This window comes from Nonomuraea pusilla (assembly GCF_900109355.1).
GTDB lineage: Bacteria > Actinomycetota > Actinomycetes > Streptosporangiales > Streptosporangiaceae > Nonomuraea > Nonomuraea pusilla.
In genome coordinates this window covers 259,113-280,018 of the sequence record NZ_FOBF01000011.1, presented here as the reverse complement: position 1 = coordinate 280,018, position 20,906 = coordinate 259,113, and the positions used below count along the sequence as shown (strand labels likewise).

The following is a 20,906-nucleotide window of genomic DNA, read 5'->3' as shown; positions in this document are numbered from 1 at the left end:
GCCTTGTGGAACGGCCAGCCCGCGTACACGACCACGGGCGCCGCCAGCGTGAGCGACAGCCACTGCCAGTACGTGAACTGCAGCGCAGGGACCATCGCGAGCACCACCACCGGGACGCCGAGCACGAGCGCGGTGATCAGCCGCTCACGCAGCGGCCGCAGGTCGTCCTCGGGCTCGCGCTCGCCGGTCTCCTCGGCGGGCCGCGGCGGGGCGGGCAGCGCGGCCGTGTAACCCGCCTTCTCCACCTCACCGACCAGCACCTGCGGGTCGAGCCCGGCCGGGAAGGTCACCTTGGCCTTCTCCGTGGCGAAGTTGACGGTGGCGGTGACGCCGTCGAGCCTGTTCAGCTTGCGCTCGATCCGGTTCGCGCAGGACGCGCACGTCATCCCGCCGATCGACAGCTCGACCGCGCCGGTCGGCTCAGCCATCGCCTCTCCCTTCCGCCCGGCCCGCGCGCCCGGCGTGGCCGGGGCGCGCGGGCCGGTCTCACACCGCCCCGCTCAGGAACGGCCCGCCAGCTCGTACCCGGCCTCCTCGACGGCGGCGGCGATCGCGGCGTCCTCGACCGGGTTCTCGCTCGTGACGGTCAGCAGCCCGCTGTCGAGGTCGACCTCCACGGCGGTGACGCCCGACACCTCGGAGACCTCCTCCTTGACGGAGCTCACGCAGTGGCCGCAGGTCATGCCCTTGACGGTATAGGTGGCAGTGCTCATGCAGGCGAACCCTTCTCATCAGGAACGGGCCGGCACGGCGCGGCCTCGGTGGCTCTCGCCCCGGCCGCTCCCCCGTGCCGTCCGGCTCATACGCTACCCCCCTATCCTATAGGGGGCGTCCCATGCCCCTCACGACGGCTCCTCCCGGCCACGCGGCTCGCCCGCCGGCGGCGCGGCCTCGAGCTCGCGCTTCATGCGCTCCAGCTCCCGGTCCACCTGGCCGGCGGCGCCCGCCTCGTCGAGCCGCGCCTGGAGCTCGTCCTGCGCGGCGGGCCGCGTGGCGTCCTCCAGCGCGCCCGACGCGAGCAGCTCGTCCAGCGCGCCGGCGCGGGCCTGCAGCTCGGCGGTCCTGTCCTGCGCCCGCTGCACCGCCATGCCGACGTCGCCCATCTCCTCCGAGATGCCGCTGACGGACTCGTTGATGCGGGTCTGCGCCTCGGCCGCCGTGTACGACGCCTTGATCACTTCCTTCTGGGTGCGGAACGCGTCCACCTTGGCCTCCAGGCGGCGGCTGGCCAGGGTGAGGCGGTCCTCCTCGTCGTGCAGCGAGGCGAGCTGGGACCGCAGGTCGTCGGCCTGCCCCAGCGCGGCGGTGCGGCGGGCCAGCGCCTCTCTCGCGAGGTCCTCGGCGCCCTGGGACAGCGCCTGCCTGGCCTGCCCCTCCAGTTTCTCCGCCGACCCCTGCACCTGGGCGAGCTGGAGCTCGACCCGCTTGCGGCTGGTGGCCACGTCGGCCACCCCCCTGCGCACCCTGGTCAGCAGGTCGAGCTGCCTGGAGTACGAGTAGTCGAGCGTCTCGCGCGGATCCTCGGCGGCGTCCAGCGCCTTGTTCGCCTTCGCACGGAACAGGTCGGCGATGCGGCGGGCCAGGCCCATACCGGCCTCCCTTCCACCGGGCGCTCCCGGACGGAGCCACCTCCTCATTCCCACACTGGCGCGCCCGCCCGGCGGGGCGGGACGCCCGTAGGTCCCCTGGTGGGGGGACCTTGGTCCTCTCCCAGGCGACCGGCACCGCTGACGAGCCTCCGCCCCGGGGCTCGACGGCGCGAGCGCGGCCTTGGCAGGATGCCGGCATGACGACCATGACGGTGGACCAGCTACGCGCCGCCATCGAGCGCGAGATGCCCGGCGTGCGGGCCGACCTCGAACGCCTGGTGCGCATCCCCGGCATCGCCTTCGAGGGCTTCGACCACGCTCCGCTCGCCCGTTCCGCCGAGGCGGTGGCCGAGCTCATGCGCGGCGCCGGCGTGGACGCGCGCGTCACCCGCGCGGGCGGCGGGCACCCGGCGGTCATCGGCCGCCGCGAGGGTCCGCCTGGCGCCCCGACCGTGCTGCTCTACGCCCACCACGACGTGCAGCCGACGGGCGACCGCGGCATGTGGGCCTCCGACCCGTTCGAGCCGGTCGAGCGCGACGGCCGCCTCTACGGCAGGGGCGCCGCCGACGACAAGGCGGGCGTGATGGCGCACGTCGCCGCGCTGCGCGCGTTCGGCTGCGGCACCGGCGACGACCGGCTGCCGGTCGGCGTGGCCGTGTTCGTCGAGGGTGAGGAGGAGTACGGGTCGGCGTCGCTGCCCGCGCTGCTCGCCGCGCACCGCGAGGAGCTCGCCGCCGACGTGATCGTCCTGGCCGACGCGGGCAACTGGGACGTGGGCGTCCCCGCGCTGACCACGTCGCTCAGGGGCATCGTGAACTGCTTCGTCACGGTCGAGGTGCTGGAGTCGGCCGCGCACAGCGGCATGTTCGGCGGCGCGGTGCCCGACGCGCTGACCGTGCTGTGCCGGCTGCTCGCCACCCTGCACGACGCCGAGGGCGACGTCGCCGTGGACGGCCTGGTGAGCGGGCGGGCGGCGCCGCTCGACTACCCGGAGGACCGGTTCAGGGCGGAGGCGGGCCTGCTGGACGGGGTCGGGCTGATCGGCACCGGCCGCCTCGTGGACCGGATCTGGGCCAAGCCGTCGCTGTCGGTGCTCGGCATCGACGCGCCGCGGACGTCCGAGGCGCCGAACGCGCTCGTCCCCAGGGCCAGGGCGAAGCTGAGCATGCGCATCGCGCCCGGCGACGCGCCCGACCTGGCGTACCAGGCGCTGGTGGCGCATCTGGACAAGCACGCGCCGTGGGGCGCGAGGGTGTCGGTGGAGCTGGAGCTCAGCGGCAGCCCGAGCGTGATCGACGCGTCCGGCCCGTACGGCGACGCGGCGCGGGCGGCGTACCAGGCGGCCTGGGACGGCGTGGAGCCGGTCGAGGTGGGCCTCGGCGGGTCCATCCCGTTCATCGCCACCTTCCAGGAGGTGTTCCCTGACGCCGCGATCCTGGTGACCGGCGTCGAGGACCCCCACGCCAGGGCGCACGGCCCGAACGAGAGCCTGCACCTGGGCGAGTTCGCCCGGGTCTGCCTGGCCGAGGCCCTCCTCCTGCGCAACGTCGCCGAGATCGCCCGCTGACCGGGCCGAGATCGTCGTCCGGCAGGTGATGATCGTGGAACTGTCGGCCGGCTCTGGTAGGACAGGACGCGCCACGACCGACCGACCCCGAGGACCCGCATCGTGACCACCGACCACGACTGGTACGGCTACAGGAACCCCTACCTGCGCGAGTACGCCGGCCTGCCCGTCACGCAGCTGCTGCCCGAGGACGTGAGGGAGCCCCTCCCCGCCGACCACGCGGCCGTCGCCTGGCGGCTGTCCGCCTCCGAGGACGGCGACGACCACGACTCCATCGCCGAGTCGTTCGAGGAGTTCTTCGCCGACGTCGACACCGAGCGGGTGCGGGCGATCGTCGTCGGCGCGTGGGAGGAGCCCTACGAGACCCCCTCCGAGCAGATCGTGCGGATCCTCGCCGACAACGCCGGCCGGCTGCCCGCGCTGCGCAGTCTCTTCCTCGGCGCGATCCACGCCGAGGAGGCCGAGATCTCGTGGATCGAGCAGTCCGACGTCACGCCGCTGCTGGAGGCGTACCCGAGGCTGGAGCGGCTGGAGGTGCGCGGCGGCGGCGGGCTGCGGCTGAGCCCGGTCACGCACGAGGCGCTGCGGGTGCTGCGCCTGGAGACCGGCGGCCTGCCGGGCGAGGTGACCCGCGCGGTGGGGGCGTCCACGCTGCCCGAGCTGGAGCACCTGGAGCTGTGGCTGGGCGTCGAGAACTACGGCGGCACCACCACCGTCGCCGACCTGGAGCCGATCCTGTCCGGGGCGCGGCTGCCCCGGCTGCGCCACCTCGGGCTGCAGGACAGCGAGATCCAGGACGAGATCGCCGCCGCGGTGGCGTACGCGCCCGTGGTGGCGCGCCTCGAGTCGCTGAGCCTGTCGATGGGCACGCTCGGCGACGCCGGGGCCGAGGCGCTGCTCGCCGGGCAGCCGCTCACCCATCTGCGCCGGCTCGACCTGCACCACCACTTCCTGTCGGACCCGATGACGCGGCGCCTCACCGACGCCCTGCCCGGGGTGGAGCTCGACCTGTCCGATCAGGCCCGGCGCCACGGGGCCGGCGGCGTGGAGTGGCACTACGTGGCCGTGAGCGAGTGACCAGGCCGCCAGGTCCCCGGTGGCGGGCCTGACGGCGGGCCCTGGCGTGCGCCCGGTGGCGGGGCTCTGCGTGGGTAGGGCCAGGTCAGGGGGTGATGGGCATGTCCGTCACGATGGCGCTGGCCGGTGACACCATGCTCGGGCGCGGCGTGGCCGAGCGGCTCGACCGCCCGTCCACGGTGGAGGACCTCTTCTCCGCCGAGGTACGCGCCCGCCTGGCGGAGGCCGACCTCGTCCTGCTGAACCTGGAGTGCTGCGTCTCGTCGCGCGGCGCCCGCTGGACGGCTCCCGGCAAGCCGTTCCACTTCCGCGCGCCGCCGCGCGCCGCGGGCCTGCTGGCCGAGCTGGGCGTCGACTGCGTGACGCTGGCCAACAACCACGCGCTCGACTACGGCTACGAGGCGCTGCACGACACGCTGGACCACCTGGCGCGGGCCGGCGTCCGCTGCGTCGGGGCCGGCGACCGGCTGCCCGAGGCGCGCACGCCCGTCGTGCTGCGGGCGGGCGGCCTGCGGCTGGCCGTGGTGGCGCTCAGCGACCATCCGAGCGACTTCGCCGCCACCGCCAGGCGCCCCGGCATCGCCTACGCCGACCTGAACGCCGGGCTCCCCTCGTGGGTGCGGGAGGCGGTCGCCGACGCCGGGGAGCAGGCCGACGTGGTGCTGGTGACCCCGCACTGGGGGCCCAACATGGTGGAGGAGCCGCTGCCGTACGTGCGCAGGGCGGCCGAGGAGCTGGTGGCGTGCGGGGCGACGCTGGTCGCGGGCCACTCGGCGCACGTCTTCCACGGCGTCGCGCCGCCCGTCCTGTACGACCTGGGCGACTTCATCGACGACTACGCGACCCATCCGCTGCTGCGCAACGACCTGGGCCTGCTGTGGCAGGTCACCCTGGACGAGCGGGGCCCGCGCCGGCTGCGCGCCCTGCCGCTGAAGCTCGGCTACTGCCGCACGGAGGCGGCCAGGGACGACGAGTGGCGGTGGGTGCGCGACAGGTTCACGGCGGCCTGCGCCCGGCTGGGCGCGTCGGTCAGCCCTGAGGACCACGACCTGGTCGTGGAGCTGGGGGCCGTCCAGGGCCAGGGCGCCGGCCGCGGGCGAGCCGGCGCCTCCTAGGGGGCTGTCAGTTCACCGTCACGGTGTGCAGGAGGTCGTTCATGCCGGTCGCGGCCTCCCAGGTGCCCTGGTTGGCCAGCCGGATCGAGTACTCGGCGCGGCCGGCGAGCTGCGGGCCGGCGGAGGGTGGCGGTGTTCCGCAGACCAGTGCGAGCCCGCGCGGGTCGACGGGGGCGGCCCAGCCGTCGTTCCTGATCGTGACGCTCACCGGGAACGCGCCGCCGGGCGACCGGAGGTAGGGGTACTCGACGGCGGCGTTCTCGTAGGTGCCGTAGGCGAAGCGCAGGGACGCGGTGCGGCATGGTCAGCCTTTGCTGCCTGTGTGGGCGATGCCCTGGATGAACTGGCGTTGCAGGAACACGAACACGGCGATCACCGGGAGCGAGGCGATCAGCGAGCCGGCCATCAGCACCGGGTAGTCGGTCTGGTACTGGCCCTGCAAGGCGGCCAGCCCCGCGGACAGGGTCATCTTGTCCGGGTCGGTGTTGACGACGAGCGGCCAGAAAAGGTCGTTCCACGCCCACAGCAGGACGAGGACGGACAGCGCCACCAGCCCCGGCCGGGCCAGCGGCAGCATGATCGACCAGTAGACGCGCACCGGCCCCGCGCCGTCGAGCCGCGCGGCCTCCTCGATCTCGCGCGGCAGCCCCAGGAAGAACTGCCGCAGCAGGAACACCCCGAACGCGCTGAACAGCCCCGGCACGATGATGGCCTGCAGGCTGTTGAGCCAGCCGAGCGAGGACATGATCTGGTACTGCGGGATCACGAAGAGCTGCGGCGGCACCATCAGCACCGACAGGAACACGCCGAACAGCACGTTCTTGCCGGGGAAGCGCAGCCGGGCGAAGGCGTAGGCGGCCATCGAGCAGAACAGCACCTGCCCGGCCACCCGCCCGGCGGCCATCAGCACGGTGTTGAGGAACTGGTCGCCGAACGGCAGCAGCTCGAACACCTTCGCGTAGTTGTCCCAGCGCCACTCGGGCAGCGGCGACGGCGGCACCGCGGTCGCGCCGCTCAGCGTCTTGAGCGAGGTGATCACCTGCCAGGCGAACGGCGCCACCATCGCGAGGGACGAGGCGACGAGCACCGCGTGCACGCCGATCGGCCGGCGCTCAGACATAGTGCACCCACCTCCGCTGGAGCCTGAACTGCGCGATCGTCAGCGCCGCGATGAGCACGAGCAGCGCGATCACGATGGCGGCGGCGTAGCCGCGGTCGTCGGTGACGAAGGCGCGCTCGTAGAAGAGCTGCACCACGGTCTGCAGCCGCGAGTACGCCGGGTTGGCCCGCGCCGACTGCCCCGACCCGGTCATCACGAAGACCAGGTCGAACAGCTGCAGCGAGCCGATCACCGAGACGATCGAGATGAAGAACGCCGTCGGCGACAGCATCGGCAGCGTGATCCGGAAGAACTGCCGGACGCGGCCCGCGCCGTCCATGGCCGCCGCCTCGTACAGCTCCTTGGGGATGGCCTGCATGCCCGCCAGGAAGATGATCAGGTTGTAGCCGACGCTGGACCAGATGCCGACCACGACGAGCGCGTACATGGCGGTGGCCGGGTCGGCGATCCAGTTGGGCCCGTCGACGCCGACGGTCGCGAGCATCTGGTTGACCAGGCCGTAGTCGCCGTTGTAGAGCCAGCGCCACAGCATCGCGACCGCGACCGGCATGGTGACCACGGGCAGGAAGAACGCCGTCCGGTAGACGCTCACCCCGCGTAGCCCCGGCCGGTTGAGCAGCGCGGCGAAGACGATGGCGAGCGGGATCCCGGCCAGGCCGAGCACGGTGTACATCAGCGTGTTGAGCATGGCCTGCCCGACCTCGGGGTCGCCGAGCAGCCTGGCGTAGTTGTCCAGGCCCGTCCAGGTGTGCCCGCCGAAGGCCCCCCACTCGGTGAAGGAGAAGTAGGCGGTCTGCAGGACGGGCCACAGGTAGAAGATCGTCAGGCCGAGCCCGGTGGGGGCGATGAACGCGTATCCCCACAGGGCCTCGGTGCGGGGACGGCGCCGCTTCGCCGTGCGGCCCGCCAGGGCGGGCCTCCTTTCGGCGGTGGTCGTCACGTCACTCCTTGGCGAGCAGGTCGTTCATCGCGGCGGCGAGGCCGGCGGCGGCCTTGTCCACCGGCACCTCGCCGGTCCAGGCCTTGGTCAGGTGGGTCAGCTCGGCCTCCTGCCAGGCGGCGGTGTTCTTGCTGACCGGGTACGGCACCGCGTAGGCGACGGAGTCGAGGAACGTCTGCAGCCTCAGCTCGGGGTGGGCGGCCACCCAGTCGGCCTGCGTGCCGTTGTAGGCCGGGATCGGCCCCTTCTTGCCGAGGATGTCGGCGGCCTGCTTGGAGCCGAGGAACTTGACGAACTCCCACGCCTGCGCCGGGTGCTCGGTCTTGGCCGACATGACGTTGGCCACCCCGTGGATGATCGTGGCCTGCTTCTCGCCCTTGGGCAGCGGGGCGACGTCCACCTTGTCCTTGGTGTAGTCGTTCTTGGTGAACTCGGCCACGTCCCAGGAGCCGCCCCAGTACATCGCCAGCTTGCCGGCCTCGAAGAGCTGGATGGGGGCGGTGTCGGTCATGGTCTTGAGGTCGGGCGACTGCTTGGCGGCGATGAGGTCGGTCCAGAACTTCAGGCCCTCGATCGTCCTGGGGTCGTCGTACCCGGACTTCCTGCCGTCCGGGGAGATCACGTAGCCGCCGGCCTGGTAGATGGTGTTGTACTGGTATTCCTGGAAACTCGTCAGCTGCGCGCCGACGGCGTGGACGCCCTTCCCCGCGTCGGTGAGCCTGGCGGCGGCCTGTTTGAAGTCGGCCCAGGTCCAGTCGTCCGCCGGGTACTTCACCTTCGCGGCGTCGAAGAGCGTCTTGTTGTACCACACGCCGACCGTGTCCATGTCCTTGGGCAGGCCGTACAGCTTGCCGTCGAAGGTGTAGAGGTCGACCAGGGCCTTGGGGTAGACCGAGGTGTCGACCTGCTCCTCGATCGGCCTGATCACGCCGTTGGAGGCGTAGAGCTGGAAGTTGGGGCCGTTCATCCAGAAGACGTCGGGCGCCGCGCCGCCGCTGACCGCGGCCTTGAGCTTGGTCCAGTAGTCGGCCCACGGGGTGAGCTGGACGTCGACGGCGATGTTCGGGTGCGTCCTGGTGAACTCCGCGGCCAGTTCCTGCATGACGGCCTGCTGGGTGGCGTCCCAGACGCCGTAGGACAGCTGCACCTTCTCCTGCGGCCGCGCGCCGGTGCCGGACTGCTCACCGCCGCCGCACGCGGAGGCGAGCAGTGCCGCGCACAGGACGGCCGCACCGCTCCGTACCGACTTCCACATCTCCCATGTCCTCTCCTAGAACGTGGGAGTAATCATGGAGTCCAGTGAAATTGTTGGCAAGAGTGGACGTGTTACAGATGGCTCACGAGGGGTGTGCGGCCGTCGAGCACCCGCTCCTCGACGTCGTCGAGCGCCAGCCGTACGGCGCCGAGCACCACGGCCTCGTCGCCGAGCGCCGACATGCGGACCTCGGGCGTGCGGATGCACCAGCGGTCCAGCTCCCGCCTGAGCGGCTCGATGAGCACGTCCGCGGAGCGCGAGAAGCCGCCGCCGACCACGACCATCTGCGGGTCCAGCGCCAGGACCAGCGCGGACGCGCCCAGGGCCAGGTCCTTGACGTAGCGCCGCACCGCCGTCGCCGCCGCCCTGTCGCCCGCCCGCGCGGCGGCGAACACGTCGCCCGCCTCGCCGCTGGCGGCGCTCAGGTGCTCCTGGGCGCGGATCCAGCCGAGTGCCGGCAGCGCGCCGATCTCGCCCGCGGCGTTGGCGAAGCCGCGGTGCAGCTTGCCGTCGATGACCAGGCCCGCGCCGGTACGCAGCCCGGCCAGCAGGAACACCATGTCCTTGGCGTAACGGGCCACGCCACGCCAGCGCTCGGCCAGGGCGGCCAGCTTGCTGTCGTTCTCGACCAGCACGGGGGCCGGGGCCAGACGGCGTACGTGGGCGGCCAGGTCGACGCCCGTCCACTCGGGCAGCGCCTCGGACAGCAGCACCTTGCCGACGCCGTCCACCAGGCCCGTCGTGCCGACGCCGGAGGCCCACACCTCTCCCCCGGACATTCCCGCGCCTTCCAGGCACTCGGCGACGGCGCGGTCGACGGCCTCCAGGCGTTCCAGCCGGCCCATCTCCGGCGTGACCGGGAGGCGGGCGCTGTGCAGCACGTCGCCGTCGAGGTCGGCGACCACGGCCAGCACCTTGTGTCCGCCGATGTCGACGCCGAGCACCCGGCCGGCGTCGGCCCTGAACCGGTAGCGCCTGGCCGGGCGGCCCACACCGCCCGCGGTCGCCCCTGCCTCGGCGACCCAGCCCATCCGCAGCAGTTCGCGCACCACGTCCTCGGCGGAGGCGCGCGACAGGCCCGTGCGCCTGGCGACCTCGGTCAGCGTGAGCGACTCCTGGCCCTGCAGGACCCTGATCACGGCGAGCGCGTTGAGCTGACGCAACCGCGACAGGTCGCCCCCGGCCGGTTCCCCCGTCATCGGACCCCCTTGCTGCCAGCTTCCCAAGACCGAATAATGATGCTCTCCATGATATTTATCGGGGAAGGTTCCATGACTGAGGTGACTCTAGCCGTCGTCGGCGGCGGCCTGCGAGGCCTGACCTACGCGCGCCGCGCGCACGCCACGGGCGCGGGGCGCGTGGTGGCGGTGGCCGAGCCCGACCCGCGGCGGCGGGCGGCGTTCGTGGCCGAGTTCGGGATCGCGCCGGACCGGGCACACGCGGACTGGAAGGAGCTGGCGGCGGCCGGCCGCGTGGCGGACGCCGCGGTCATCGCCACGCACGACCAGCTGCACACCGATCCGGCCGTGACGCTGGCGGACCTCGGTTACCACATTCTCCTGGAGAAGCCGATGGCCACCAGCGAGCCGGAGGCGGCCATGATCGCCGCCGCGGCCCGGCGCAACGGCATCATGCTGGCGGTCTGCCACGTGCTGCGGTACACGCCGTACACCCGCGTGGTCAAGGAGCTGCTGGACGGAGGGCGGATCGGGCGGCTGGTCAGCGTCCAGCACCTGGAGCCGGTCGGCTGGTGGCACCAGGCGCACTCGTTCGTGCGCGGGCACTGGCGGCGGCAGGACACCTCCGCGCCGATGCTCCTCGCGAAGGCGTGCCACGACGTGGACTGGCTCGTGCACCTGTTCGGCCGGCCACCGACCCGGGTGTCGTCGTTCGGCTCGCTGTCGCACTTCCGCGCCGCCGACCGGCCCCCCGCCGCCGCCGACCGGTGCCTGGACTGCCCGCTGGAGCCGTCGTGCCCGTACTCGGCGCCCCGGCTCTACCTGGGCTGTCTCGGCGACCCCGACAGCGAGTTCTGGCCGCTGTCGGCGGTCACCCCCGGGCGCACCGAGGAGGAGGTGCTGGACGCCCTGCGCACCGGCCCGTACGGCAGGTGCGTCTACGCGTGCGACAACGACGTCGTCGACCACCAGGAGCTGCTGATGGAGTTCGACGACGGCGCGACGTGCTCGTTCACCATGAGCGCGTTCACACCGATGGAGCACCGGCGCACCCGCCTGTTCGGCACCCACGGCTACATCGACGGCGACGGCCGCGACCTGCGGGTGGTGGACTTCCGCACCGGTCAGGAGGAGATCGTCGCCACCGGCGGCCTCGCGGGGCCGTCGGCCGCCGACGGGCACGGCGGCGGCGACGAGGGGCTGACCGACGCCTTCCTCGCCGCCGTGGCCTCGGGCGACCCGGCCCTGCTGCGCTCCGACGCGACCGAGAGCCTCATGACGCACCGCGTGGTGTGGGCCGCCGAACACTCCCGCCTGACGGGAACGGTCGTCTCCCTGGACTGAACGCCCGCGCGCCCCGAGGCTCTCGGGCATGAGTCCATGTCGCCGTGAGAAGCGGCCACAACCTGACCTGTTCCCCTGAGACTGTCGTCTCGCGCCGGACAACGGCGCGTAGAAACGACAACCAATGGTCAGGAGCCGATATGGCCGTCAAGTCCGTGACTCATCTGAACTTCCGTGGGGATGCCCGCGCGGCGCTCGAGTTCTACCGGTCCGTCTTCGGTGGCGCCCTCGCCGTCGTCACGTACAAGGACGCCGGGAACGTGCAGGAACCCGCCGAGGCGGACCAGGTGATGTGGGGCCAGGTGCTCGCCGACGACGGCTTCCACGTGATGGCGTACGACGTGCCTTCGCGGATGCCGTGGAACCCGGGCGAGAACGCGTTCTTCCTCTCCCTGCGCGGCGAGACCACGCAGGAGATCACCGCGTACTGGGAGAAGCTCTCCGAGGGCGCCACCGTCGTGCAGCCGCTGGCCCCGGCGCAGTGGGCCCCGCTCTACGGCATGCTCAAGGACCGCTTCGGCGTCGTCTGGGTCGTGGACGTCGCCAGCGAGTACAACGGCTGACCCTCACGCGTGGTGCGGGAGCGCGCCTCCCGCGCCACGCCCCCAGGACCACCGACAGCATCGAAGGGAACGACCAGCATGAGGACGCGACCCCTGGGGCGGACCGGTATCCACGTCAGCCCCTACTGCCTGGGCACCATGATGTTCGGGCGGGCCGGCAACCCCGACCACGACGAGTGCGTGCGCATCATCCACCGGGCCCTCGACGCCGGCATCAACGTCATCGACACCGCCGACGTGTACTCGTACAGCGAGACCGAGGAGATCGTCGGCAAGGCGCTCAAGGGCCGCCGCGACGACGTCGTCCTCGCCACCAAGGTGAACGGGCCGATGGGCGACGACCCCAACCGCGCGGGCAACTCCCGGCGCTGGATCGTCACCGAGGTCGAGCACTCCCTGCGCCGCCTCCGGACCGACCACATCGACCTCTACCAGATCCATCACCCCGACCCCCTGACCGACATCGAGGAGACCCTCGCCGCGCTGACCGACCTGATGGCCGCCGGCAAGGTACGCGCCATCGGCACCTCCAACTTCCCCGCCTCCGACATCGTCGAGGCCCAGTGGGTGGCCGAGCGACGCGGCCTGGCGCGCTTCCGCACCGAGCAACCCCCGTACTCGCTGCTCAACCGCGGCGTCGAACGTGAGGTCCTGCCCGTCTGCGAGCGCTACGGGATGGGCGCGCTCGTGTGGGGCCCGCTCGGCATGGGCCTGCTGGGCGGCCGCTACCGCAAGGGCCGCGCGGCCGAGGTCCCCGAGCGCCGGATGGCCTGGGTGCCCCGGCACATGACCGACGAACGCACCCTCGACACCGTGGAGCGGCTCGCCCTGCTGGCCGAGGAGGCAGGGATCCCGCTGGCCCACATGGCGACGGCGTTCACGGTCGCCCACCCGGGCGTGAGCTCGGCGATCATCGGGCCACGCACCATGGAGCACCTCGACGACCTGCTGGCCGGCGCCGGCACCGTGCTCGGCGACGACCTCCTCGACAGGATCGACGAGATCGTGCCTCCGGGCGCCGACATCGGCCCGCTCGACGTGTCCTACGACCCGCCGCCCGTCACCCGCGCGTCGCTGCGCCGGCGGCCGGCCGGCGAACGCGCGGCGGCCTGACCCGGCGACCGTCCTCCGCATCCGGGGCGCCGCCGGGATGGTGGCGTCGAGGTTCTCGCGGGGGCCGCCTCCCGCCGCCGTAGCTCGGCGACCATGGTGACCAGGTCGCGCGGCGACTGTCCTCCATCAGGGGGCTTCCATCCTGGAGGCAGGTGGCCGGCCTGCGAAGGAGAGTGCCAGGTAGCCCTCGCCGTCATGACCTCCCCTGGTGCGGGCCGGTCCCCGTGACCGGGGCATGGCCGGGGCATGGCCGGAGCATGGCCGGGGCCGCGATGCGGCGGTCAGTCGCGCCGGCGCAGTTCCTCGTTGATGCGCAGGGCCTCGGCGAGCTGGTCTTCCAAGATGATGATGCGGCAGGCGGCCTCCAGCTGCGTGCCGGCGTCGACGAGTTCGCGGGCGCGGGCGGCCAGGCGTAGCTGGTAGCGGGAGAAACGGCGATGACCGCCCTCCGAGCGCAGCGGCTCGATCAGCTTGGCGGCGCCGAGACTGCGCAGGAAGGCCGGGGTGACGCCGAGGATCTCCGCGGCCCGGCCCATGCTGTAGGCGGGGTAGTCCTCGTCATCGAGCCGCTGCTCGGGGCTGCCGCCGGAGAGGGCAGAGGCGTTGGCCGGTTCCGTTGGGCTGTGGTTCGGCAGGTGTCGCTTGACGGTGCTCGATGCCGGAGCCTGATGTGTTTGATCCATACAACCTTCCTGAATGCGGACAGGGGCCCCGGCGCCATGATGCGCCGGGGCCCGAATGAGGTTCAACACCATCCACCGGCTCTGAAGGCCGGTTCACTTGTTCCGCATACACCTGCCGCCTGGGGCAGGATGCGGGGATCGCGTAAGCGTGACCGTAGACCACCATCCTGTTCATGGAGCTGCGGTACCCGTGCGGCCCAGTGCGGCCGGCGACGGGCGATCCCGATGGCGTTCAACACTCCCTTCCGGTTACCTGATACCCCGGCACCTCGACATGTGGTGCCGGCTTCGTGCGACAGGCAGCGCGTCCACCGCCCGGGCCCTGTTCCACTACGCCGGCCCCGGCAGTCCGACCTTCTGCCTTCACTCCGTTCTGTACTGCGGTGTTCCGTACTGCTGTCCACGTCCGTCCGGGCAGCCCCGTCGTGGTGCTAGTCCTGCGCTGCCCTCGTGGATCCGTTCCTTGCGATGACAGGAACTCTAGCCGCCCGCGGCACGAATATCTACTGTGGCGACTGAAGTTTTTCTTCCACGTTCGTCGCCCCCTACCGACGGAACCGGCCGGTGCTCGCCTGGGTGGCCGTCCCTGGCAGGCTGCCGTCGTACGGGTGCAGGCCTCACTTGGATTCGAGTCGTCCCGTCGGATGGCGGGTGCCGGCGAGGGCCGCCTGCGCGGCGGCCCAGGCGGAGCCGTCGATGCCGAGGACGTGGCGCAGGCAGGCGAGGGTGACCTGCTGGACGAGGGCGACGCGTGCCGGGTTCTCATCGGTGGTCTCAGCGGCCTCGTACCTGGAGATGCCGCCGAGGGAGTGCTGGGCGTCGAAGAGGGTGAGCAGGCTCTTGGGGCCAGGGCTGAGGGCGTAGGGCTCGATGGTCCATTCCGGTCCCTGGGTGGTCGGCGGGAGGGCGTCCTTGTCGCCGGCTACCACGAGCGCCGGCGCGGTGACGTGGGAGAAGTCCATCTCCCGCAGCCAGGGGAGGTTCTCGGCGGCGAAGGGCGACAGATGGTCGCCGCCCTTTCCGGCCGTGGCCAGGAGGAGGCCGGCGGTGATCCGCGGGTCGGACAGGTCTTCCGCGACTCCGGTGCGCGGGTCGGCGACGCGCAGGCCCAGCAGGACCGCGGCGGTCTGGCCGGCGAAGGAGTGCCCGGCCGCGGCGACGCGACCGCGGTCCACGCTGCCCGGCCGGGCCTGGGACGGCTGCTTCCAGCACGTCGAGGTCGTCGAGGAACGCGCTTCATGTCGGCGACGCGGAACCGCCACAGCCGGGGCTTGCGGGTCGTCCGCGGCGAGGTTCAGCCTTCTGGGGCCAGGTGGGTGGCCTGGATCATCACGAAGCCGTGGGCGGCCCAGTAGTCGGTCAGGGGCGCGTAACCGTCCGGGTTCGAGCCGAACCCGTGCGCGAACCAGATGATCAGCAGGTCGTGTCCTGTGACCGGCGCGGACACGCGTACGCGCAGGTCGTCGCCGCGCTCGCGGGCAGGCAGCACGATCGGCTCGGCCGAGACGACCGGCGTTGCGGCGAGGCCGCTGATGATGCCGGTCGCCGCGGTCATCGTCGAGCTCATGCCGTGCGTCGCCGACGGTCGCGCCACGCCCGAGCCGCTCGCCCGGCCGGCGACTCAGCGTGACAACATCGACAAGCGGATCGCCGATCTGACCGAGACCCGTGACCGGCTCGACTCGGTCATCACCGGCGCCACCACCAACCTGCTCACCGGCCGGTCCTGCCGCGCCGAGAACGTCCTGCCGGTCCCGGCGCAGGACGATCAGGCACCCGGGTGACCGACCCGTCCTGGCATGCTCGCCGAGGACGCCCGGCCCTTCCATATGATCTCCAGGCCCTACGAGAAGGGCCGATCATGCCGACCTCGGATGGCCGCCGTCACGGCCGAGGCCGCCGCCCCAAGCTGACAGACGCCGCCGAGCGACAGCCGGCGCGACGAACGTCACCTGCTTCGCGGGGATCGGCTCTGGCTGCTAGCAGGCCAGCCGGAGCGCCAGGTCCGCGATGCGCGTCTTGTCCCCCGTCTTGACGCCGCACTGGGCCGTCCCGCCGGCGTCGCCCGGCTGCCAGGAGGTGGCGTGTCCCGCGCCGAGCCGCTTACCGCCGCACTCCACCACGAAGTCGGCGTCCACCAGGCGGGACACCATCTGGTAGACGACATACCGGCCGGCGCCGCCGAAGGAGTTCTCACCGTGACGCCCCCTGGACGGGTACGTCCCGCCGATCGGCGCCAACGGCCGGCGGATCTGCTCGCCCAACGACGTGATCGCCGCCTGCGGCTGGTCGAGCTTCACCCCGGTCACCTGCGCGACGCCCGACCGCAACACCTGCATGGACGGCACCCACGTCTCGCCCTTGGCCAACGTCTTCGCCTCGGAGACCGCGGTGAGCACGTCACGGTCGTCGATGTTGAACCAGGTGAACGTACACGCCTTCTGCGGAGCCGATACGGCGGTCGCGGCCGAGGCGGACGGGAAGACGAGGATGCCGGCCCCGGTGACGGCCGCAGTAACGATCATACGCATGACACGTAGGACGCCCAGAACCTCACGAAGGTTCCCGGCGTTCGCCCTCCGGCACGAGCCGCTCGCCGTCCGAACCGGGTGGCGCGTCGGGTCCGTCGAGGTCTGATCGGGTCGCGTGCCGGCGCGGCCTGAGCGCGGCGGCCACGAACGAGGCGACCAGCGGCCGGCGGTCCTGCTCGTTCCAGGCGAGCACCAGGCGGCTGGGCGGCGCGTCGGTCACCGGGACGCAGACCAGGCCGGCCGGGACCGGCTCGACCAGCGAGCGGGGCAGCACCCCGACCATCCGGCCCACCGTGATGAGTTGGAGCATCTGGACCACGTCGGCGACCTCGGGACCGCTGCCGTCGCCCCCGGGTATCCCCTTCCAGCGGGGCAGCGTCTCACCCTCCAGGTCGGACATGCGCGCCGAAGCGTGACCGGCCAGCCGGTGACCGGACGGGACGACGACCACGCGGTCCTCCACGAGCAGTGTCTCGTGGGCCAGGCCGTCGAGGTCGTCGAACGGCGCGTACAGCAGGCCGGCGTCGGCCCGTCCGTCGCGCAGGATGTCGGCGCGGTCGGCGGGGCCGCTGAACAGGATGTCCACCTGGCGGGCGTCGGGCTGGTGGGCGTATGCGGCCAGGATCCCGGACAACAGGCCGGCGTCGCCGCCGGGCTTGATCACCAGCCGCAGGTGGGCCTGGGGGTCGCCGGCGCGCCGGGCATTCCGGACGGCGACGCTCACCGCGTTGAGCGCGTGCCGCCCGTGTTCGCGCAGCGCCTCCCCTGCCGGGGTGAGCTCGACGTGCCGGCTGGAGCGGATGAACAGCGGGACGCCGAGCCGGGTCTCGATGCGCCGGATCGCCTTCGACAGTGCCGGCTGGGCGATCGAGAGCCGGGCGGCGGCCCGGCCGAAGTGCAGCTCGTCGGCGACCGCGATGAAGTACGCGAGCTCTCTGGTCTCCAGTTCAACCATGCCTCCAGGTTATCGCCGAAGAGTGAGCGGGTCTTGGACTTCAGCGGCGTACGCCATCGAGAATTGCTGCATGATTACGCACACGATGATGGTCTCCTTCGAGCGTCCGCTGCCCGCGAGTGAGCTCGATCAGTACCTTGCAGACATCGAACGGGTCATGCTCGACACCGGTTTCGCGCAGTCGGTCGCGGCCCGGCGCCACATCCCCGTCCCCGGAGAGGAGGCCATCCCGGCGCTGATCGCGACCGCGATCGTGCAGGTGGCCGTGGCCGACATCGAGGCGCTGGCGAAGGCGTTCACGGCGCCCGGCCTGCACGAGGTCATCGACCACTGGCAGTCGCGGCACCCGTACAGGGTCGCCTGGGCGAACCATGAGCCGCTGGCATGAGCGACCTTTCCGGAAAGGTCGGGCTGGTCACGGGCGCCGGCAGTGGGATCGGCCGCGCGACGGCGCTGGAGTGCGCCCGCGGCGACGCCGCGGTGGCCGTGCTCGACATCGACGCGAGCACGGCGGCCGAGACCACCGAGCTGGTCAGGAGAGCCGGCGGATCACGCCGCTCGGCCGGTTGGCCACGCCGGAGGAGGTCGCGGCGGCGGCGGTCTGGCTCTGCTCGGACGCCGCGTCCTACGTCACCGGGATCGCGATGTCGGTCGACGGCGGGCGGCGGGCATGAGGGTCCTCGCGGTGCCGCTCGGGCCGGGTCCGCGTCGAGATCGACGCGGACAACCCGGGCCTGTGGACGATCCACTGCCATCCACCACACGGAGAGCGGCATGACGACGCTCCCCGGCTGCCGGCGCACCTGACCCGGCGGCGGCCCCGCCCTCCGCACCCGTGTCGGAGCGGCGGGGGCCCGTGCCGTCTGGACCAGGTGACGTCCTCGCCCTATGCCGCCGCGCCCACGGCCAGGGCGGCGATGACGGGTGCCAGGTACAGCAGCGGGAACACGACGGTCCTGTACGACCGGGCCCGCAGCACGGTGACGACCGCTCCGGCGAAGTACAGGACCAGGCCGATCCCCGCGGCGACGCCGATCGCGGGAACCGCCAGACCGGCCAGCAGCCCGATCGCTCCGGCGGCCTTGGCCGCACCCAGCCAGAGCCACCACGACTGCGGCACGCCGTACTCGATCAGTGGCTTGGCGACGAAGTCGGCCCTGCGCAGCAGCGAGAAGCCGGAGAAGCCGACCCAGACGGCGGCCACGACGGTGATGACGACGTGAGCGGTGAACATGGCGATTCCTCCTGATCATTCGCGGACAGGGACGCCGGCGCGGAACTTTCCTTCGCGTGCGTCCCTCATGTCTCCGGAGTCTGGGACCGGCCGTTGATACGTTGACGATGCGCCGGCGATGCGTGCGAGCCCTTCGCCGGTGCGCGCAGGCCGGTGGTGGCCCGTGCGGGGGGTGGTGGCGTGCGGATGACGTTGCTGGGGGTCGGGGCGGCGGCGTCGCCGCGGTTCAGGCCCGCCGGGCTGCTGGTCGAAGCCGGCGGCCGGGCGGTGATGCTCGACGGCGGCGGTGACGCGAGCCCGTCCGGCCCGGTGGCGGCCTGGCTCGTGTGCGACCCGCGGTGCGAGCTGATCGCCGACATCCGGCGGCGCGCCGGCGCGCTGGGGCTGCGTCCGGCGGTGGAGGCGCTGCGCCTGGGCGCCCTGACGGTCACGCCGCTGCCGGTGGCGCACACCTCGCATCCGGCGTACGGCTACCTGCTGGAGTACGGCGGCGGGACGGCGGCGTGGGCGCCGGAGTTCTGGGAGTTCCCCGGCTGGGCGGCGGGCGTGGACGTGATGTTCGCCGACGCGGCCGGGTGGCGGAGGCCCATCAGGTTCGCGGGCGGCGTGGGCGGGCACGCGGCGGTCCTAGACACCGCGGCGCGGGCGCGCGCCCTCGGCGTGGGACGCCTGGTGTTCGCGCACGTCGGCAGGCCGTCGATCCGGGCGATCGACGCGGGCGAGCCGCTGCCGTTCGGCGAGTGGGGCGTGGAGGGCCGCGCCTACCGCCTGCCGCGGTGACTCCGGAGGGTGGGTTCAGACGTCGAGGGTGGCTTCGCAGGTCCAGCCGTTCGGTCCCTCGGTGAAGGACAGCCCGCTCAGCGCGACCGCCTTGGGCACCGCGCCGATCTGGGGCAGCGCGCCGGTGTCGGCCATGCCGAGCCGCAGGACGTCATCCTCGGCGGCGGCGCGGACGGGGACACGGCCGGTCGTGTCCATGAGGTAGATGATCTCCTCCAGGGCGGCGACCAGGCGGTCCTCGGGCTCGGCCGGTTCGAGGCGCAGCAGGTGCCCGGCGACGGGGACGGCGCCGGCGGTGTCGAGGAAGCTGTCCGTCACGGCGAGCAGGGCCTCGGCCACGCACTCGTCCCGCGTCGGCGCCCACGCCTGGACGCGGCTGTCGGCCGTGTGCGGGAGGGTGCGGTGCCCGCGCACCGGCTCAGCCCTTCACCACGCCGATGGGCACCAGCCTGGCGACCCTGCGGCACAGTCCGGCGCCCTCGCTGGCGGCGACCACGGCGTCCACGTCCTTGTACGCGCTCGGCGCCTCCTCCGCCAGGCCGCGCCAGCCCAGGCCGCGTACGGCGATGCCGCGCGACTCCAGCCGGGCGCGCAGCTCCTTGCCGCTGATCGCGCGGGCGGCCTGGTGCCTGCTCTGGGTGCGGCCCGCGCCGTGGCAGGTGGAGTGGAACGCCTCCCCGCCCGCGACGCCGGCCAGCACGTACGAGGCGGTGCCCATGGTGCCGGGGATGAGGACGGGCTGCCCGACGAGTCGCAGGTCGCCGGGCAGGCCGGGATGCCCGGGGGGCAGCGCCAGGGTGGCGCCCTTGCGGTGGACGCACAGGAGCCTGCCGTCGTGCTCCTCGATCTTGGCCAGGTTGTGGGAGACGTCGTACACGAGGTCGAGCCGGGCCCCGGCGATGGAGGAGAAGGCGTCCCTGGCGGCCTGGCCGAGGGCCTGGCGGTTGGCGCGGCCGTAGTTGGCCGCCGCCGCCATCGCCCCCAGGTACGCCCGCCCCTCGGGCGACTCGACGGGCGCGCAGGCGAGCTGCCGGTCGGGCACGTCGATGCCGTACCCGGCCATCGCCTTGTCCATGGCGCGGACGTGGTCGGTGCAGATCTGGTGCCCGAGCCCCCGTGACCCGCAGTGGATCATCACGCACACCTGCCCGGCACGCAGCCCGAACGCGGCGGCCACGGCCTCGTCGTAGACCTGCTCGACGGTCTGCAGCTCCAGGAAGTGGTTGCCGGAGCCGAGGCTGCCCACCTGGCCGAGCCCGCGCTCCATCGCGCGGGCGCCGACCTGGGCGGGGTCGGCTCCCGGCAGGGCGCCGAAGTCCTCGCACCGTTCCAGGTCGCGGGGCACGCCTCTGCCCTGTCCGACGGCGTGGCGGGCGCCGTCGCGCAGGATGGCCTCCAGTTCGGGACGGCCGGACAGCGTCCAGAGGGCGCCGGTGGCCGCGCCGCGCGGGACGGTGTCGCCGAGCAGGTCCATGAGCCGGTGGAGCGGCAGGCCGTCGCGGCGCGTGTCGGAGGCGAGCAGCCGGACGCCGCACGAGATGTCGAAGCCGACGCCTCCGGGCGAGACGACGCCGCCCTGCTCCACGTCGGTGGCCGCGACGCCGCCGATGGGGAAGCCGTAGCCCCAGTGCAGGTCGGGCATGCCGTAGGAGGCGCGGACGATGCCGGGCAGCGTGGCCACGTTCGCCACCTGCCGCAGCGCCTCGTCCTCGAGGAGCAGCGTGGCGGAGGCGAACACGACCCCGGGCACCCGCATGGGGCCGGTCCTGTCGAGGCGGAACCGGTAAGGGGTCTCTTGGACGAGCCGCATACGCCTCCTCCGTGGACGGATCCTCGGCACCTGGACGCCACCCTCCATCGT

General features: G+C 72.7%; 26 protein-coding genes and 1 pseudogene. 11 read left to right on the top strand and 16 right to left on the bottom strand.

From position 1 onward, the window contains the following. The 3 genes from BMX74_RS23970 to BMX74_RS23960 form a co-directional block, all read right to left on the bottom strand. On the bottom strand, window positions 1-428 hold a 428-nt coding region (locus BMX74_RS23970; protein WP_143078744.1), incomplete at its 3' end, for a cation transporter. A gap of 72 nt (window positions 429-500) precedes the next feature. Beyond that, on the bottom strand, window positions 501-713 hold the full coding sequence (locus BMX74_RS23965) for a heavy-metal-associated domain-containing protein (RefSeq protein ID WP_055501457.1): 213 nt from the start codon (window positions 711-713) through the stop codon (window positions 501-503). A gap of 129 nt (window positions 714-842) precedes the next feature. Then, the gene (locus BMX74_RS23960) at window positions 843-1,589 is read right to left on the bottom strand and encodes a PspA/IM30 family protein (protein ID WP_082534615.1); all 747 of its coding nucleotides are present in this window, start codon (window positions 1,587-1,589) and stop codon (window positions 843-845) included. A gap of 197 nt (window positions 1,590-1,786) precedes the next feature. On the opposite strand from BMX74_RS23960, the gene BMX74_RS23955 reads away from it, so the two are divergent. The 3 genes from BMX74_RS23955 (at window position 1,787) to BMX74_RS23945 (ending at window position 5,349) form a co-directional block, all read left to right on the top strand. After that, the gene (locus BMX74_RS23955; protein ID WP_055501456.1) at window positions 1,787-3,157 is read left to right on the top strand and encodes a dipeptidase; all 1,371 of its coding nucleotides are present in this window, start codon (window positions 1,787-1,789) and stop codon (window positions 3,155-3,157) included. A gap of 102 nt (window positions 3,158-3,259) precedes the next feature. Continuing rightward, window positions 3,260-4,234 carry an STM4015 family protein gene (locus BMX74_RS23950; RefSeq protein ID WP_091102900.1) on the top strand — a complete coding sequence of 325 codons (975 nt, stop codon included), beginning with the start codon at window positions 3,260-3,262 and terminating at the stop codon, window positions 4,232-4,234. A 101-nt stretch (window positions 4,235-4,335) separates the two neighbouring features. Then, window positions 4,336-5,349, top strand: a complete 1,014-nt coding sequence (locus tag BMX74_RS23945; RefSeq protein WP_055501455.1) for a CapA family protein — start codon at window positions 4,336-4,338, stop codon at window positions 5,347-5,349. Between the two features lie 7 nt (window positions 5,350-5,356). Here the strand turns inward: BMX74_RS23945 and BMX74_RS23940 are convergent, their stop codons facing one another. From BMX74_RS23940 to BMX74_RS23920, 5 genes are all read right to left on the bottom strand, one after another. Continuing rightward, the gene (locus tag BMX74_RS23940; RefSeq protein ID WP_091102898.1) at window positions 5,357-5,557 is read right to left on the bottom strand and encodes a hypothetical protein; all 201 of its coding nucleotides are present in this window, start codon (window positions 5,555-5,557) and stop codon (window positions 5,357-5,359) included. Between the two features lie 96 nt (window positions 5,558-5,653). Further along, window positions 5,654-6,469 carry a carbohydrate ABC transporter permease gene (locus tag BMX74_RS23935; protein ID WP_055501453.1) on the bottom strand — a complete coding sequence of 272 codons (816 nt, stop codon included), beginning with the start codon at window positions 6,467-6,469 and terminating at the stop codon, window positions 5,654-5,656. After that, entirely contained in the window at window positions 6,462-7,409 is a 948-nt protein-coding gene (locus BMX74_RS23930) for a carbohydrate ABC transporter permease (protein ID WP_256257242.1), read from the bottom strand. The genes BMX74_RS23935 and BMX74_RS23930 overlap by 8 nt, the downstream gene beginning before the upstream one ends. A 1-nt stretch (window position 7,410) precedes the next feature. Beyond that, window positions 7,411-8,664, bottom strand: a complete 1,254-nt coding sequence (locus tag BMX74_RS23925; protein WP_091102896.1) for an ABC transporter substrate-binding protein — start codon at window positions 8,662-8,664, stop codon at window positions 7,411-7,413. A 71-nt stretch (window positions 8,665-8,735) separates the two neighbouring features. Beyond that, window positions 8,736-9,863 (bottom strand): ROK family transcriptional regulator, encoded by a 1,128-nt coding sequence (locus BMX74_RS23920; RefSeq protein ID WP_055501450.1) that lies wholly within the window; start codon window positions 9,861-9,863, stop codon window positions 8,736-8,738. A 72-nt stretch (window positions 9,864-9,935) separates the two neighbouring features. On the opposite strand from BMX74_RS23920, the gene BMX74_RS23915 reads away from it, so the two are divergent. The 3 genes from BMX74_RS23915 (at window position 9,936) to BMX74_RS23905 (ending at window position 12,862) form a co-directional block, all read left to right on the top strand. Then, the gene (locus BMX74_RS23915) at window positions 9,936-11,186 is read left to right on the top strand and encodes a Gfo/Idh/MocA family protein (RefSeq protein ID WP_091102894.1); all 1,251 of its coding nucleotides are present in this window, start codon (window positions 9,936-9,938) and stop codon (window positions 11,184-11,186) included. A 140-nt stretch (window positions 11,187-11,326) separates the two neighbouring features. After that, window positions 11,327-11,749 carry a VOC family protein gene (locus BMX74_RS23910; protein ID WP_055501448.1) on the top strand — a complete coding sequence of 141 codons (423 nt, stop codon included), beginning with the start codon at window positions 11,327-11,329 and terminating at the stop codon, window positions 11,747-11,749. 78 nt (window positions 11,750-11,827) lie between these two features. Next, the gene (locus BMX74_RS23905; RefSeq protein WP_091102892.1) at window positions 11,828-12,862 is read left to right on the top strand and encodes an aldo/keto reductase; all 1,035 of its coding nucleotides are present in this window, start codon (window positions 11,828-11,830) and stop codon (window positions 12,860-12,862) included. Window positions 12,863-13,143: 281 nt separating this feature from the next. Here BMX74_RS23905 and BMX74_RS45785 read toward each other — a convergent pair whose 3' ends face one another. The 3 genes from BMX74_RS45785 to BMX74_RS45775 all read right to left on the bottom strand — a co-directional run bounded on the left by BMX74_RS45785 (window position 13,144) and on the right by BMX74_RS45775 (window position 15,100). Beyond that, on the bottom strand, window positions 13,144-13,398 hold the full coding sequence (locus BMX74_RS45785) for a MerR family transcriptional regulator (protein ID WP_055501446.1): 255 nt from the start codon (window positions 13,396-13,398) through the stop codon (window positions 13,144-13,146). Window positions 13,399-14,162: 764 nt separating this feature from the next. Beyond that, window positions 14,163-14,720, bottom strand: coding sequence for an alpha/beta hydrolase (locus BMX74_RS45780; RefSeq protein ID WP_256257241.1), 558 nt, complete (start codon window positions 14,718-14,720; stop codon window positions 14,163-14,165). A 119-nt stretch (window positions 14,721-14,839) separates the two neighbouring features. Next, window positions 14,840-15,100 carry an alpha/beta hydrolase gene (locus BMX74_RS45775; RefSeq protein ID WP_256257240.1) on the bottom strand — a complete coding sequence of 87 codons (261 nt, stop codon included), beginning with the start codon at window positions 15,098-15,100 and terminating at the stop codon, window positions 14,840-14,842. Between the two features lie 10 nt (window positions 15,101-15,110). Here BMX74_RS45775 and BMX74_RS23890 point away from each other — a divergent pair, with 10 nt between their 5' ends. Next, window positions 15,111-15,329: a hypothetical protein gene (locus BMX74_RS23890; RefSeq protein ID WP_176573267.1), complete on the top strand. Its 219-nt coding sequence runs from the start codon at window positions 15,111-15,113 to the stop codon at window positions 15,327-15,329. 195 nt (window positions 15,330-15,524) lie between these two features. Here BMX74_RS23890 and BMX74_RS23885 read toward each other — a convergent pair whose 3' ends face one another. After that, window positions 15,525-16,076 (bottom strand): hypothetical protein, encoded by a 552-nt coding sequence (locus tag BMX74_RS23885; protein WP_143078743.1) that lies wholly within the window; start codon window positions 16,074-16,076, stop codon window positions 15,525-15,527. Between the two features lie 22 nt (window positions 16,077-16,098). Next, the gene (locus BMX74_RS23880) at window positions 16,099-17,031 is read right to left on the bottom strand and encodes a LysR family transcriptional regulator (protein WP_055501444.1); all 933 of its coding nucleotides are present in this window, start codon (window positions 17,029-17,031) and stop codon (window positions 16,099-16,101) included. A gap of 70 nt (window positions 17,032-17,101) precedes the next feature. Here BMX74_RS23880 and BMX74_RS23875 point away from each other — a divergent pair, with 70 nt between their 5' ends. The 3 genes and pseudogenes from BMX74_RS23875 (at window position 17,102) to BMX74_RS45765 (ending at window position 17,705) form a co-directional block, all read left to right on the top strand. Next, a complete protein-coding gene (locus BMX74_RS23875; protein WP_055501443.1) occupies window positions 17,102-17,419 on the top strand; it encodes a hypothetical protein in 318 nt (105 codons plus the stop codon). Next, window positions 17,416-17,562, top strand: a pseudogene (locus BMX74_RS45770) (SDR family NAD(P)-dependent oxidoreductase); the annotation flags it as partial. The gene BMX74_RS23875 and the pseudogene BMX74_RS45770, both read left to right, overlap by 4 nt. A 35-nt stretch (window positions 17,563-17,597) precedes the next feature. Beyond that, on the top strand, window positions 17,598-17,705 hold the full coding sequence (locus BMX74_RS45765; RefSeq protein ID WP_256257239.1) for an SDR family oxidoreductase: 108 nt from the start codon (window positions 17,598-17,600) through the stop codon (window positions 17,703-17,705). A 212-nt stretch (window positions 17,706-17,917) separates the two neighbouring features. On the opposite strand, the gene BMX74_RS23865 is transcribed toward BMX74_RS45765, so the two are convergent. Continuing rightward, window positions 17,918-18,265 (bottom strand): DoxX family protein, encoded by a 348-nt coding sequence (locus BMX74_RS23865; RefSeq protein WP_055501442.1) that lies wholly within the window; start codon window positions 18,263-18,265, stop codon window positions 17,918-17,920. A 186-nt stretch (window positions 18,266-18,451) separates the two neighbouring features. Here BMX74_RS23865 and BMX74_RS23860 point away from each other — a divergent pair, with 186 nt between their 5' ends. Next, on the top strand, window positions 18,452-19,045 hold the full coding sequence (locus BMX74_RS23860; protein ID WP_055501441.1) for an MBL fold metallo-hydrolase: 594 nt from the start codon (window positions 18,452-18,454) through the stop codon (window positions 19,043-19,045). 15 nt (window positions 19,046-19,060) lie between these two features. Here the strand turns inward: BMX74_RS23860 and BMX74_RS23855 are convergent, their stop codons facing one another. Together BMX74_RS23855 and BMX74_RS23850 are read right to left on the bottom strand one after the other, a co-directional pair. After that, window positions 19,061-19,459, bottom strand: coding sequence for an archease (locus BMX74_RS23855; protein ID WP_055501440.1), 399 nt, complete (start codon window positions 19,457-19,459; stop codon window positions 19,061-19,063). Between the two features lie 4 nt (window positions 19,460-19,463). After that, window positions 19,464-20,855 carry an RtcB family protein gene (locus BMX74_RS23850; protein ID WP_091102887.1) on the bottom strand — a complete coding sequence of 464 codons (1,392 nt, stop codon included), beginning with the start codon at window positions 20,853-20,855 and terminating at the stop codon, window positions 19,464-19,466. Between the last annotated feature and the right edge of the window lie 51 nt (window positions 20,856-20,906).